The sequence below is a fragment of the Varibaculum prostatecancerukia genome (genome assembly GCF_943169825.2).
Lineage (GTDB): Bacteria > Actinomycetota > Actinomycetes > Actinomycetales > Actinomycetaceae > Varibaculum > Varibaculum prostatecancerukia.
The window spans coordinates 218285-232127 of sequence record NZ_OW968402.1 but is presented as its reverse complement, the minus strand read 5'-3'; the positions used below and the strand labels follow the sequence as shown (position 1 = coordinate 232127).

The 13843-nt window shown below is 54.4% G+C and carries 10 protein-coding genes and 2 tRNA genes; 4 read left to right on the top strand and 8 right to left on the bottom strand.

Features of this window, described 5'->3' with window-relative positions; translation table 11 throughout:
* Window positions 1-194: 194 nt before the first annotated feature.
* Window positions 195-878, top strand: coding sequence for an SAF domain-containing protein (locus KO216_RS00990; protein WP_215522407.1), 684 nt, complete (start codon window positions 195-197; stop codon window positions 876-878).
* Window positions 879-898: 20 nt separating this feature from the next.
* Window positions 899-1336: a large conductance mechanosensitive channel protein MscL gene (mscL, locus tag KO216_RS00985; RefSeq protein ID WP_215522403.1), complete on the top strand. Its 438-nt coding sequence runs from the start codon at window positions 899-901 to the stop codon at window positions 1334-1336.
* A gap of 239 nt (window positions 1337-1575) precedes the next feature.
* Here mscL and KO216_RS00980 read toward each other — a convergent pair whose 3' ends face one another.
* A complete protein-coding gene (locus tag KO216_RS00980) occupies window positions 1576-1767 on the bottom strand; it encodes a hypothetical protein (protein WP_215522401.1) in 192 nt (63 codons plus the stop codon).
* Between the two features lie 2 nt (window positions 1768-1769).
* The gene (locus KO216_RS00975; protein WP_215522399.1) at window positions 1770-5945 is read right to left on the bottom strand and encodes a DNA helicase; all 4176 of its coding nucleotides are present in this window, start codon (window positions 5943-5945) and stop codon (window positions 1770-1772) included.
* 191 nt (window positions 5946-6136) lie between these two features.
* Between KO216_RS00975 and KO216_RS00970 the strand changes: the two genes are divergently transcribed.
* Window positions 6137-6209: transfer RNA gene (locus tag KO216_RS00970), tRNA-Arg, on the top strand.
* 109 nt (window positions 6210-6318) lie between these two features.
* Here the strand turns inward: KO216_RS00970 and KO216_RS00965 are convergent.
* From KO216_RS00965 to KO216_RS00950, 4 genes are all read right to left on the bottom strand, one after another.
* Window positions 6319-7950, bottom strand: coding sequence for an inorganic phosphate transporter (locus tag KO216_RS00965; protein WP_251451708.1), 1632 nt, complete (start codon window positions 7948-7950; stop codon window positions 6319-6321).
* A 246-nt stretch (window positions 7951-8196) separates the two neighbouring features.
* Entirely contained in the window at window positions 8197-9531 is a 1335-nt protein-coding gene (locus KO216_RS00960; protein ID WP_215522398.1) for an MFS transporter, read from the bottom strand.
* Window positions 9532-9696: 165 nt separating this feature from the next.
* Window positions 9697-10029, bottom strand: coding sequence for a branched-chain amino acid transporter permease (locus KO216_RS00955; RefSeq protein ID WP_215522397.1), 333 nt, complete (start codon window positions 10027-10029; stop codon window positions 9697-9699).
* 1 nt (window position 10030) lies between these two features.
* Window positions 10031-10744, bottom strand: a complete 714-nt coding sequence (locus tag KO216_RS00950; protein ID WP_215523992.1) for an AzlC family ABC transporter permease — start codon at window positions 10742-10744, stop codon at window positions 10031-10033.
* A gap of 278 nt (window positions 10745-11022) precedes the next feature.
* Here KO216_RS00950 and KO216_RS00945 point away from each other — a divergent pair.
* Window positions 11023-11110 (top strand) — tRNA-Ser (locus KO216_RS00945).
* A gap of 171 nt (window positions 11111-11281) precedes the next feature.
* On the opposite strand, the gene KO216_RS00940 is transcribed toward KO216_RS00945, so the two are convergent.
* Complete coding sequence (locus KO216_RS00940) at window positions 11282-12985, bottom strand: hypothetical protein (RefSeq protein ID WP_215522396.1); 1704 nt, start codon at window positions 12983-12985, stop codon at window positions 11282-11284.
* The gene (locus tag KO216_RS00935; RefSeq protein ID WP_215522395.1) at window positions 12970-13812 is read right to left on the bottom strand and encodes an ABC transporter ATP-binding protein; all 843 of its coding nucleotides are present in this window, start codon (window positions 13810-13812) and stop codon (window positions 12970-12972) included. Before KO216_RS00935 ends, KO216_RS00940 begins: the two co-directional genes overlap by 16 nt.
* Between the last annotated feature and the right edge of the window lie 31 nt (window positions 13813-13843).

The following is a 13843-nucleotide window of genomic DNA, read 5'->3' as shown; positions in this document are numbered from 1 at the left end:
GGCCTGTTGTGGCGGCTGGCTTCGTGGCTAAGCTTTCCCGGGTTTTACTTGTTTGCAAAGGGTGACAATAACCCTTCGATTAATGGTTATTCCAGGTAGTGCTTTGCCTGTCCCCAGAGGGAAATAACCAAAATGTTTTCCGGCGGATTATCTAGGCTTTCTTTGACTGCCAGAAAACTGGTGAGAATTTAGCTATGCGAGAGTTTCTATGGCGCTGGCGACGCACCATCGCCCTAGCCGCGGCAGTGGCAGTGATAGTCACTTTGCTGCGAATAGTGCTGCCTCAGATTGCCACCAAACCGATGATAGTATCTGCCACTACCATTGCCCCCGGCACAGTTATTACCCCTGATCAACTGGCAGTTAAATCGATTCCAGTAGCGGCGCTACCTCCCCAGGCGTATCAAAAAGTTTCCCAAGTAGTTGGGCAGCGGACGGCGGTTCCGATTGCTACCGGCACTGCCCTATTTCCAGCGTTATTCTCCTCCTCCCCATTTGCGCGAGAATCTTATAAAGGGCAAGTGATATTGGCGCTGCCCCTGCGAGAAAGTGATCAGGGCTTGGCCAGCGCCGGGGATGAAGTAATTTTCTTTCTCGGAAACTCTCCTACTGATCAAGCGGCATCCCCAGACAATGACACCGCTACTAGCGGCGATAACCCTCCCGAAGGTAGCCAGGAGGCAGAAAACAAATTGTCGGAGAGTAAGGGACTCTCCACACAGATAACTGCCAGAGTCTTATCGGTCAGTGCCGCCAGCGGGTCACTGACTGGCGGACAAAAAGCAGCAACTATCGAGGTGGCGGTGCAACCTCAGCAAGCAGCACTGCTAGTTCAAGCTAGCAAGGCTGAACCGCTACAATTAGCCAGGACAGGATAAAACCAACTAAATGAGGACTAATGAGTGCAGAAAAAACCGGATTCATTGCCGGATTCAAAGAGTTTATTTCCCGGGGAAATGCGATCGACCTGGCAGTTGGAGTAGTTATTGGTGCTGCCTTCGGAGCGGTAGTCACTGCCATCGTAGACAAATTCATCAACCCGCTGATCGCCGGACTGGTAGGCAAGCCGAACTTCGATAACGTTTTAGAGTTCCATCTGGGCAGCGCCATTGTGCAACCGGGAGCAATTATCACCGCTCTAGTGAACTTCCTGCTGGTGGCGCTAGCGATTTACACCTGCATCATTGTGCCGATGAATAAGCTGATGCGCATACGCGATGCTAAAGCAAAGGCCGAAGAGGAAGCAGAAGAACCGGAAGTAGATCCCCAGGTAGAACTGCTAACCGAAATCCGCGACCTGCTGCAATCCGAAAAATCTTCCGCCCAAAATAGCTAACCTCGTCACGGGTCTGGCTCGGTAAAAGCACTCCGGGGACCCCGTGACCGGCTTCGCCGGTCAAGCCCCTCTCGTATCTTTTACCGGCCGCGACCCTTGCGCGGGGGAGAAGTTTTATCCGAGTAGGCGCGGTGGGCATAAGAATTCGGAAAACGCCGCTACGTTTTCCGAATTCTTGGGCAGGAGGAAAAACTTCTCCCGCGCGTACCCCGGTGTTACCGAAAAAACCCAAATGAGGGCTACTGGTTATGTTCGCGCCAATGGGGCGGGAGTTCGGATAGGTAATCCACCTCGGGGCGCTGGTTAGCAGTTTCTTGCTGCCCACCTTGATCCGGGCTTGGATCCGCGCTTTCCTGCCATGAAGTGGGTTTACCTTCCTGGATGCGCTGCAAATCCACCTGGGAGTAGGTACGGGCCGCGGGGTGTTTCACGGTTACCGGTTCCGGGTGACTACGTTCTTCAGAATCGTTTCTACCTGGGTATCCCTGCGGCGCAAACCTAATTCACCAAAGAGTAAATCTACCTCTTCCTCTGCGGATCGATTCTTACCGTCAGAACGAATCCAAGCGAGCAGGTCATCTAACTGGTCATCACCGTAGGCGGTCAGCGGTAGTCCCCGAGAAAGTCTCGGACGGGATACGGGACGCTCTTTTTCGCGGACAGCTGCCTGTGGCGCTGGTGAACTTGCAGGAAGTGGCGCTGAAGCCGGCTCGGGTGCCGGTGCAGGTGCGGGTGCCGCCGCTGCCTGCCGCCTTGCCTGCGCTTTCTTACGTTCTTCTACCACGTCAACTACCAGGTCAAGCAGCCGTTGTGCCTGCGCGGCAGGATCCATGAATACTGCTGTCGAGTACACTACGCTGACTACCCAACCGTATTCTTTGAGGCGATCCGGCCAATGCCGTTCGCGCCGCCGCAAAGATTTTTCGGCCACATAATCGGGATTATCAGTGAGCACCGCTACCAGTAGTTCATCTGGATAGTCGGGGTGTCCAATCGCTAACGGGATCCGCATCCCATTCTTGGGTCCCAGGTTCGGAATTACGGTTAATCCCACTGAGTAGAGGCGTTCCGCGAGGTCTAGTAGGAGGCGATCGGGCTGCGATTCTTCCTCGTCCATCGCCTGCGCTGCCTCTACCGGACCTACGGTCTGTGCCTCGGCGCGCGCGGCTTGCAGTAAGTCGTAAAGCATCTTAGATCCGGCGGTATGCAGACGCTGCGGATCTATAGCCTCGGGAGCCATCGAAGAAATCAGCGATAGCTCCTTTCTCACCATCGAAACCGCGTCTACCAGCAATGCCGTGCCTTCAATCGCGGAGATTACTCCGAAGTCATGCAATACCTTTCCATGGGGTGTTTTCGCGAATCCCACCGATAAAATCACGTGGTCGCGGCGCAAACCGGCCGCTCCCGCCGCATCTACGATTACGAAAGGTTCTTCCTGGTTGCGGCTCAAGAATTTATCTAGTTTAGGGTTACGGGCAACTTCGCTCATAATCGCGGCACTGATTCGTTGGGCGTGCTTTACGGTTAAGGCCACCACCCCTAAAGATTCTTTGGGTTGTACCTCTGCGTGCAAGCAAACCTGGCGCACTACCTCATCGACCTCTTGAGAGGAGGTTTCAACGCATTGGGCTCCGGGAGCGGGCATTCCCCTCCCATCGACCACGGTCAAAGTTACTGGACGGGAGGGACGCGGTACGGTCACCGGCATCACGTCCCGGCCGTAATCGTGGTCTGCCAGGAAGGCAGCCACCCATTCGTTAACTCTTGAGCGGGTAGGAGGCGCGGTCAGTTGCGAGAAGATTCCCGCAAAATCAGAGATGGTTCCCTGTTCACTGCGGCGCACATCGCCTACTACTACTACTTGTTTCGCCCGAGCAATCGCGGGGATAACTTCTGCCAAGTCCGCATTTTCTATGCCGTCCAGTACCAACAAATCCACAGGATGATCATTTCCCAAAATCTGGGGTACTAATACCGGAGGAATTGCCCGGATAGGACGCAGCCGCTCGACAATCGGGAACTGCCCAATGACTTCCGGCAGATCCGTCCGCGCCTCGGTTAACACTCGCTCCAGGTCAGAAACATTTTCGCTTTGGGAATCCACCAGTTTCGCTATCTGGCGGCGCACCTGCCGCAAAACTTGCCCAGACAAAGAGTTCACTTGCTGCAGGTCAAGCTCGCGCAGCCGCGTGGAAAGTTCGCGTAAATGCTCCCCATCAAAATGAGCCAGCCGGTCATCTAGGTGTAGCATTTCTGCCAATGCCGACGCCCACCAGGCCAAATCTAGTTCGGTGCGCAGTAACTCGCGGGGAACTCGCCTTTCACGCAGGTCATCGACCAGTTCATCTAGCCCTACATCATGGAGTTCTTTTAGCAGGGACACCCGTTGCGGTAGTCGCTCAGCGCCCTTTTCATCAGCAGATAGGCTGTCCATCAAACTGACTAGCTCATCGAGCGGCATTTCCGCCAGATCCCCAAACCCGGTAGAGAAGAACGGTTGCAAGCGCGATATATGAGTGCGCAGCGCCTCCTCGGCCTTTTGCATCTGGTCGAGGCGACCAGGCAGAACCGGCCAGCCCCCACCGGGAGAGTATTCACGCCAAATACGGCGTTGCTGCTGTACCCGAATTAGTTCGCGATGCAGATCCTCTACCCGGCGTCCTGGACGTACCAGGTCTTTTGCCTGTTTAATCAGGCGGCGCCGCTGGGAATTTTTCATATTGAGGGCGCGTTCTTTACGCCATTTCTTAGAGGCGGTAGCAATCACCATATCGGCGGCGGAACGCTCAAAGATCTGGGGCTTGAACACGTCCATGGCTTCGCGTAAACCATCTAGCATTCGCAGCTGGTCATGCCACTGGTTGAGGGTGGCGGCGTGCCGCAGCCCGGTTTCCTTTTGTGTGCGATCAATATCTGCCCGCACCTGGGGCAGGGTGCGCCCCGATAGTTGGCTGACACCCTCAATTGCGGTATCAACCATTTCCGGGGAAGAAACTACCACCGAATGCCAAGGGTTAGTTGCCCGGGTCTGCGCGAAGATCCCTTCTTTTTCGGCTTCCGCGAGTAGTTCTTGGGCACGTTTGGCTCCATCTGCGGAGATACGATGCAAAGTTTCTAGATCGAACCGTACTTTGGTGCGCGGCCCGGGTTTCATGGAAGTTAGGTCTGCCAGTACCTGCAAAGCGTCATAGGCAGATACCTGCCACGGATCGCGTTTACGATGCAGCTGCTCCATATATCCACCCAGCTGGGAGCGCACTTGCGTCAGTTCGTGGCGCATCTTATTGGTGGCTTCAGCTTCCTCCGTGTCAATCGTCTCTATCGGGGAGTTCAACGATTCTAGGAGCTTGGCCGGCACCATATCGTTCCAGCGGCTACGGTTCGATAGATCCAGGGTGAGGCCTTCTAGGCCCAAGCGATCCAGGGCGGAGAGTACCTGCTGCAGGCGGCGCCGTGCCCCCGGCACATAGGCGATAGTGCGCCCGGCACTGGCAGCATCTGCGAGAATCGCAGTCACTGTGGAGGTGATTTCAGATTCCGGAGGCGCATCTAGCAGCAGATTTGCCCCGGATGCCACCGCATCTAGGATGTTGTGTTGCGCGGGATCAAGGTCGCCCACTCCATGTTCGGCAACGGGGTCACGGTCACTTAATACCGGTTCTGGTAGGGGCGATAGCACCGCTCCGGCGGCCTCTACGTCTCCGCAAAGCGCCGCAGTTACCTCGGATTGTTCTAATAATTCTTGATTGAGAGCATAGTCTTTTACCAGGTTAGACAGGGGATGCAAGTATTGTCCCACGGTGAGCGAATCGTAGAGGTCAAATCCCAGCAGGTGCAGCACTCCCAGGCGCCGCAACTCGGAGAGGGCGTTGGTGGGACTGAATGCCTCATCTGCCTGCAGTCCTTGCAGAATGGAAACAATTTCTGCCTGTTCCCCTTTTTCCCGCAGTGCCGCTTCTAGCGGTGGCCACACTTCGACCACATTATCTAAGGTGAGCAGCACGTCCTCATCCGCAGTTAGCGATAGTTCCACCGGGCAGAGCAGAGCCGGTCCGGTGATAGTGCGCGGCTCGCTGGCATGTATTTTTTCAATATCATAGACCGCGTTATTTTCCTCCCTTTCTTCGGAGGTATCTTCACTGGTACTAGGAGTATTTTCCGCGCTTAGCGCCGAGGCAGCCGCCGCCGACATTTTCGTTGCCGAGGACGCGGCTTGGCTAGATGCCCGATCCCAAGCGGCTCCCAGGGTTCCTCCCTGCCGCCAAGAGGCGGTGCCGATTGCCAGGTAAACCGGTCCGCTGCCGTAACGAGCCTGACGGTCACGGGAGGCAGAAAGCACTTCCCGCGCCCGAATCCGGCAATGTGAGAGGGCGCGCGGTTCCCGCACCAGGTTGGACAGCCGGGTGGGGCGTCCTCCGTAAAGCTGCGCCAAACCACCGGGGTGGGCGGCAGATAGCTCTAGGTATGCCGAGGCAGTTTCTTCTGCAATAGTGCGCTCTAGGTCGGCGCTCCAGCTGCTTAGGGCCGCGTCAACCAGCTGTTTACGGCTGCTAGCAGGCGCTTCTTCCATCGCCAAAGCCTCATCGGCGCTCTCACTTGAGTTCATCTCTGTTTCCGGGTTATAGCTCACGATGCCAGCATACGAGAACTAAAGGGTTTGCCCTGGTTGCCATGCCCTAAGAGGTCGAAAACGATAATAATCACTTCCCGGAATAGCTGATATGGGTACTCCTTCAGTTTTGAGCCTGATTAACCAGTGTTATCCTAGACTGGCTGAGGCGCTGACGGCCGCCTTGCGCCCTCGTAGCTCAGGGGATAGAGCACCGCTCTCCTAAAGCGGGTGTCGGACGTTCGAATCGTCTCGGGGGCACTTTTTAGCCTTATTCTTTATTTACACCTTGCCCTAAAACCGCTTCGACCAGGTACAACCTTGAGGGCGAACCTCAGGTGTACCTGGTCGATTAGGGTCAGATTCCGGTTTAGAAAATCACTCGCAATACGCTGACTGTAATCGCGGAGATTACGGCCGCAGCCGGCAGGGTGATTACCCAAGCCAGGGCGATGGGTTTCATCAACGACCAGTTCGCCGCCTTATTGACAATCCCGATACCCAGTACCGCACCAATCAAGATGTGGGTAGAGGAAACCGGCAGACCCAGCAGCGAAGAGCCCATAACTACTGCTGCAGCAGAAAGTTCTGCCGCGAATCCTGAAGCCGGGTGCATCTCGGTAAGCCCAGACCCCACGGTCTTAATAACGTAGCGACCAATGAACCATAGTCCCGCAATCAGCGCAATCCCCAAGGCAAGCATCACGGCGCCTGGAACTGCACTTTCAGTGGATATACCGGTGGTGCGCAGCACATCTAGCACCGCGATGAAGGGGCCGATGGCGTTGGCAATATCGTTCGATCCATGCGAGAAGGCAAACGCGGAAGCAGTGAATACCTGCATCCAGGAGAACAACAGGAAGGTCGAGCGGGAAAGATCTCGCCGTTTGAGGGAACGCGCGAGGATGAATATGGCCATCCAAACTGCCGCTGCCAGCATCGCCAGGATCAGTAGATTCCCTAGCATTGACAGGTTGATATCCAGATTTTTTAACCCTTTGAATAGCATCAAGGAGCCAATAATGATCGCTCCAAATGCGGCCAGTAACGGAACCCAAGTTTCCAGGGCTTTATGGGCGTTGACATCATCTTTTTCGCGATTGATGCGTTCTAGTTCCTTAAAGTAGTCAGATTCCAGGTCGGTGGGATCGTAGTCGCCCAGATTCATGGTGGTGGCGTCGCGTACCATCGCATTGGTGTAGGAAACTTGTTGGATTTCATTGAGCCGCTCGAACCAGGCCTTGTGGCGAGTACGCAGATCCGCGCGTTCCTGCTTAATTTCACGTAGACGCTGATCAGCGCGTTCATTGTAGACCAGGATCGAGGATTTAATTGCCTTGAACAAAATATAGGCAACTACCCCACCCAGCAACGGAGATAGTATCCAGGAGATCGCAATTTTCCCGAGACCTCCCCATTGCACCATGCTCCAGCCCCCAGTGTGGGTGGTAAAGCCCACGGTCAGGGCGGCACCGACGATTCCGCCGACAATCGAGTGGGTGGTAGACACCGGCCACCCCATGCGGGTTGCCCCGAGCAGCCACACTGCCGCTCCTAGCAGTGAAGACGTCATTATTAGGGCGAAGTCCATCGCTTGCAGATTCGAGATGGCAGATAGGTCTACGATTCCCGAACGCACGGTGTCTGTTACTTCTCCCCCGGCGATTACCGCTCCCGACACCTCGAAAATAGCGGCTACTACCAGGGCTTGTTTCATGGATAGGGTTCCGGCTCCGACCGAAGTCCCAAACGAGTTGGCCACATCGTTACCACCGATGTTAAAGGCCATGAACACGGCGAAGACAATGGTTATTAACAGCAGTAACGCCTGATTGGTTTCCCCTACGTAATCGAAAGCCCAAAAGATAAACCAAATGGTGATTCCCAGGAGCAGACCGCCGAAAGCCAGGTGCCAGTACACATCTTTTTTCGCTAGTTTTTGGAAAAAAGTTAGCTGCCCCAGCGGTGCTTCTTCTTGCAGAGGCTTGTCAGTTTTTGTCACGGGATTGACTTCCTTCAGATGAGAATTTTTAACTTTCACCTGGAAGCTAACAACCTAAAGTTACTGGCAGGTTAACAAAGAGCAACCGGCAGGAGAACCCAAATCAGAGGACGAAGATTCTGAAAATATGAGGGTTTCCCGCATTTTTCCTCAGTTTTTCTCTGCCCAAGCGGATCCTCTTTTTGTGGAGAGGGCGAGGAAATCGGCGGGGCAGCATTATCTGCTACCGCGCGCGTCCGTTGCGACTTAGTTTCCGGTGTCGCGTGACTGATTATCCATTATCCGCTGACGCTCGGCACGCTCGTTACGGCGCCGCATCGCCCTTTCGCGCGGCCCTTCAATGGTGAGGAAGGGGCGGGAGGCGCGGACAGTAACATCAACTTGCCAATGTCGCCATAACCAAATCCCTACTATCAGCGCAACCAGCAAGGACGCGATGGCGCCGACTCCTAGTGACCAACGCGGCCCCCAATGTTCGGCTACCCAACCGATTATCGGCGCCCCAATCGGGGTGGTTCCCAGGAAGAAGAGGAAATAGATGGACAGCACTCTTCCTCTGATTTCTTCATCGGTAGAAACTTGGATAGTGGCGTTAGCGCTGGTAAGCAGGTTCAGCATCACGAATCCGGTGGGAATCAGCAGGAGGGCGAAGATTTCGTAGGTGGGAGCCAGTGCGAGGGCGCCCTCTAAGATTCCAAATAGGACGGCTGATAGAACCACGGTAAAAACGCGTGGCTGACGCCGCCGCGCAGCTTGTAGAGCTCCCGCCAAGGCACCGATCGCCATAATCGACCCTAGTAGACCGTATTCACCTGCACCTTTACCGAACACTCGGGTGGCCATTACCGCTTGGGTGAGCTGGAAGTTCATCCCCAGGGCTCCCACTACCGTGAGAATCGCGATGATGGCTTTAATGTCGGTCCGGTTTTGCACGTAGCGCAGCCCTTCGCGCATCATTCCCTGGGTGCGGGAGGTTTTTTCCCGGCTAAACAGCCTGTTGGTGTCCATAAACGCCAGACCCAGAACCGGCACGATAAACAGCACGCAGTTGGCGATAAAAACCCAGCCCGGTCCGATCCCGGCGATCATGAACCCGGCCAAACCTGGCCCGATCAAGCGCGCCGAGTTAAAGGCGGTCGAATTTAGACCTACCGCATTGGGAAGGTCTTCTTTAGTTACCAGTTCGGAGACGAAGGCTTGCCGTGCCGGGGAGGTTAGGCAATCGGCAACCCCAGTTATCAGGGCGATTATATAGATTTGCCAGAGGGCGGCCACTCCCGTGAGCAGCAAAATCCCGGTTGTGAGCCCGCTAAGGGCGACTATGCATTGACAGATTTGGATGATGCGGCGCCGATTAAAACGGTCCGCCACCATTCCGGCAGGTATCGACAGCAACAATTGGGGCAGGAACTGTAACGCGGTGACTACCCCGACTGCGAATCCGGATTGGTCGGTGAGCACCATCAGCACCACCCAGTCTTGGGCTACCCGCTGCATCCACAGGCCGGTGGAGGCAAAGATATTGGACATCCACCAGAGCCGATAGTTGTGGTATTTGAAGGAGGTGAATGTGCGCGACAAATCTTCCTCCTCAAACCTGGCAATCAAAAACCTTGCTTATTTACCCTAGTCCTCTTGGAATACTGTCCGCAGCTTTCCACGCTTTAAGCGTAGCCACGGAGGCGAGGGCGGGTTTAGGTGCGAGTTTTAGGGAGCTATCCCCGGTGTTTTAACCCAGTCGCGCCCTCATGTCAGCAGCATTCCTAGCGCCCAATAGGTGGCGACACCTGCCACGATAGATGCCATCGCGTTTGCCCATTTCCAGTGGATGAGAGCGGTTATCAGGATTCCGCCAGCAGCCGGCACCCAGGAGCTGAGCGCATGAAAGTCCGTATCCATCAGCGCATAAACCACCAGGATTACCATCACTCCCAGCGGCATACTGGTAGCTATGAGGCGCACGAGAGGCGATTCTGCCTTCCCGCGGAGCGCCACGAAGGGGAAAGCGCGCAAAGCGTAGGTAACTGCCCAGATCACGGCAATAGCGCCCAGGGCGTAAGGATAGGTTGCAGGGTTCATTTCAGGCGCCCTCTTTCCCGGAAGGACTGCGGCGCATTACCCAGGCGCAATGCAGCAAAACCACCACGGTAAACAGCGAAAGCGCGGTGATCAGCATATATTTTCCACACCAAATCGCGCCGATTAAACCGCAGATCAGCGCGGCTAATCCCAGTAGCGGATAGTCGCTTTGCCGGTAGGCCTCTATTGCCAAGGTGACGAACAGGGCGGGCAGGGCGAACCCTAAGAAATCGGTGTCGAAGGGTAGAGCTTTGCCCACGAAGGCACCCACGGTTACCCCGCCCACCCAATAAAGGTGACAGAGCAGATTGATTGAGAGCACTACCGGCCCGGTTAGGCGCTTATCTGTCAGGAGCGAGGCGTTGAGGGCATAGGCTTCATCGGTTAGCGAGTGGATTGCGTACAGGCGGGCGGGGGCAGATTTTATTTTTCGTAGCGGGAAACTTAACCCGTAAAACACATGCCGAAAATTTACGAACAGGGTGGTGAGGGCGATTTGGAAGAAATCAATGCCACCCAGGATTAGGGACACCGCTGTAAATTCCATAGAGCCGGCATAGATAATGGCAGCCGATAATATTGCCAGCCAAATGGGGAATCCTTGGGTGACCGCGAATGCACCGAAAGCGATTCCCAGCGGCAGGTACCCCATGCCCACCGGTCCGGTTAGCCGCGCGGCTTGCTTTAGCGCTGATCGCGGCGAGGGCGCAGGCATTGTCGCTCCCCCTTGCGATTGCTGATCGGGAGGCTGGCTGTTGCTGTGCATATACGTTATGTTAGGCAGTTTGGCTTCTTCACTCGTTGGGGCTCTTGAACCCTGGAAGCGAGGAGAGGTCGCGACACTTGAATCAAAATAACTATTTTTGCAGCCAATACCGCTTTCCTTTGCCGGCTAGGACACTTGGAACACCGGCTAGCAAGTGACCAGATGCACGCACGATGTTTTTGGTCACTCCCTTACTGTCCGTTAAACTATGGAGGTGCTTTGACATTGGAGATGTCGCATAGTGGCCTAGTGCGCTCCCCTGCTAAGGGAGTTGGGGTGGATAGCCCCTCGAGGGTTCGAATCCCTCCATCTCCGCCGACAGACAAAGTTTTGACCCCTATTTATGTCAGTTTTTAGGGTGGTTGTTAGCGCTTCTCACCAGTTTTAATGCCAAAGTGACAGAAAACTACGCGAAAATTTTTAGGCACTAACCCAAGTTTCGCCACCCCATACGCGGCAAATCACGCCTATCTGGGCGTTATTAGTTTACTCCCCGCTATATATATGTTTTGGCCACGCCATCACTCGGCGTAGATTACGCACCTGGAAGCGTTCTAACAGTTTTCCGCCGCCGTAGATTCCCCCCACCAGCACCGCAGCGGTAATGAGGGCAGCTATCAAGAGCGAAACCCAAGAGGTATCCAAAAGGACGCAGACCAACACAATTAATCCCGAAGGGAGAGCACACAGCAATAACGCCGCCATTGAGGAGACCATGGTAGCCAGCACAGATTTCCCACTTCCTCCCGAATTATTACGCAGAGCCGACTGTCCCGGCGCCGGACCGGGGATAGTAACTACCGTAGAAATCAAAGAATTTGCACCTAAACCCACTAACAGGTAGCAGCAGGCTAAAAAGACAGATTTCAAAATCGCGGAGGTGTCCATTTTCAGCGCTAAACCAAAAATCAAAGTAATCGCCACCATTACCGGAAGTTGATAGCTAGCAAGAACCCCAACACGCACGGTTCTGTCAGTTTTACCGGCAACCCCGGCAATAATCTGATACCAGTAGGCGGAAGAATCATTGGACCACATATTCAGCAGAGCAGTTGCGGCCGTCACCGCTACCAGCAGGATAGTTCCGTTTAACGCCCAAAAAACCATTTCTCCCGAGGGATGGTTTGCCCACAACATAATCCCAAAAATAACTGCCACATACAGTATCGAAGATAGGGAAATAATTTGGCGCGGGTCTTTTCTCTGGTAATAACTTATTCTTGCCCAATGGATTTGTCCTACCGGCGACAGGGGTAACACCCGAGCTAACACAGGAATCCTCCAGACGTCCTCACCATTTTCGTTAAAGGACGCAGCTAAGTTTTTGGCAGGGGATACCTCCGCTAAAACCTGCCCCCGCCCCATTAGAGCATTCGCAAAAACCTTCGGCCACGCCCTCAAGATTAGAACCCCATAAAAGCAGGTAGAGGCGAGGGAGAGCGCCAGCCCCCAATAAAAATGAGCCATCACGAAAGGGGCAAGCAGGAAAGGAGCAAGCGGAGTAAGTGCCAAGAAATACCAAAAAATCTGTGCTGTACTTCCGGTCAGCTTTTGCACCAGCAGCGGGAAAAACGCGGTTGCGCCACCGCTATCAGCAAACCAATGCTGAATCATAGTCACCAGGAAGTATCCCAAGGCGATTAGCACCAGCATACCGATACCGGTAAGAATCTGGCGAGAGCTAGCGCGCTTGGCAGTTAATCGCGACACCAGCCGAGTTTGCAATATCTGAGTGAGTGCTGCAATCAAAAATACCCCTAGCAGCCCACTTAGAACGGTGAGCACACTCGCACCAAGGCTACCGGCAGCTAGCCACCCCGCCAGCGACACCTCGTAGATAACGAAAACTATACAAGAGGAAACACTGACGATATTAGCCGCGAGCAATCCGTAGGCTGAGCGCCGGGTAGGGCCGATATAGGGGCTTAACGCCTGGGGGGTCAGGCTTTGTTCACCAGCTACCGATGCCGATACCATCATCATCCAAATCAGGACGATAAGCAGCGCGTAATAGATTTGAATCGGAGCGGTAAGCCCCGCGCGACCTGCTTGCCAAAAGCCGATTGCCACCCCAAGTAATATAAATGCCACGTAGATGATAGCTAGGACACCGAGGACTATTCGCCACCACTGTTTAGTGAACTGTTTGGTTTGCAAACGCAGGTTTAACCGGATTAGCGTCCCAACCATGACAGGTCTCCTTCGCATTGCTGATGTCCCCCTACCAACTGTAGGAAGCGCGAGTTGAGGTCTTGCCCTGCCGCGACTTCTTCGGTGGTTCCGGACACCAGAATACGACCCTGATTAATCACTGCCACATGGGTACATAATGATTCCACGGTCGCCATCACGTGGGAAGATAACACTACTGTTCCCCCTCGCTTCACATATTCTTTTAACACTTGTTGTAGGGTGTTTGCCGAAACCGGATCGACCGCTTCAAAAGGTTCGTCCAAAACCACTAGGCGCGGGGAGGTTACCAGCGCTAAAGCTAAACCGATTTTCTTGCGCATACCGGTTGAGTATTCGCTTATCGTTTTCTTTTTATCTAGCGGCAGTTCAAATGTTTGCAAAAGTGAACGGGAGCGCTGAATTGCACTCTGTTTATCAAGACCGCGCAGCTGAGCGACAAATGTTAAGTGTTCAATCCCGCTGAGACGGTCAAACATATGCATCCCATCAGGTAATACCCCCAACGCTCCCTTTGCCGCTACGGGTTCATCCCACATACTGATGCCATTAATGAAAACTGTGCCTCTGTCGGGTTCTAAAAGACCGGTAGCGATAGACAGAAACGTGGATTTTCCAGCCCCATTAGGACCTACCAGCCCGAAAAATGAGCCAGCCGGTATTTGCAGATAAAGATGGTCTAAGGCAAGGTTATTGCCGTAGAGTTTCACCACGTCCTGAGCATCTATCGCATTAACTATCCCCGCGGGTTCTGGTGCGGGCCTCTCCGGTTTTTCTGGTGAATCCAGCTTAGGTTTGGGGTTAGGTTTGGGGAGTTCATGTTCCATGGGTAAAGACTAACAGCCCCCCCATTCGCCA

What these genes read in the sequence shown, in the direction of transcription:
- KO216_RS00990 (WP_215522407.1), top strand. Translation starts at nt 195, where the DNA reads ATGCGAGAGTTTCTATGGCGCTGGCGACGCACCATCGCCCTAGCCGCG.
- mscL (WP_215522403.1), top strand. Translation starts at nt 899, where the DNA reads ATGAGTGCAGAAAAAACCGGATTCATTGCCGGATTCAAAGAGTTTATT.
- KO216_RS00975 (WP_215522399.1), bottom strand. Translation starts at nt 5,945, where the DNA reads ATGAACTCAAGTGAGAGCGCCGATGAGGCTTTGGCGATGGAAGAAGCG.
- KO216_RS00955 (WP_215522397.1), bottom strand. Translation starts at nt 10,029, where the DNA reads ATGAACCCTGCAACCTATCCTTACGCCCTGGGCGCTATTGCCGTGATC.
- KO216_RS00950 (WP_215523992.1), bottom strand. Translation starts at nt 10,744, where the DNA reads ATGCCTGCGCCCTCGCCGCGATCAGCGCTAAAGCAAGCCGCGCGGCTA.
- KO216_RS00940 (WP_215522396.1), bottom strand. Translation starts at nt 12,985, where the DNA reads ATGGTTGGGACGCTAATCCGGTTAAACCTGCGTTTGCAAACCAAACAG.
- KO216_RS00935 (WP_215522395.1), bottom strand. Translation starts at nt 13,812, where the DNA reads ATGGAACATGAACTCCCCAAACCTAACCCCAAACCTAAGCTGGATTCA.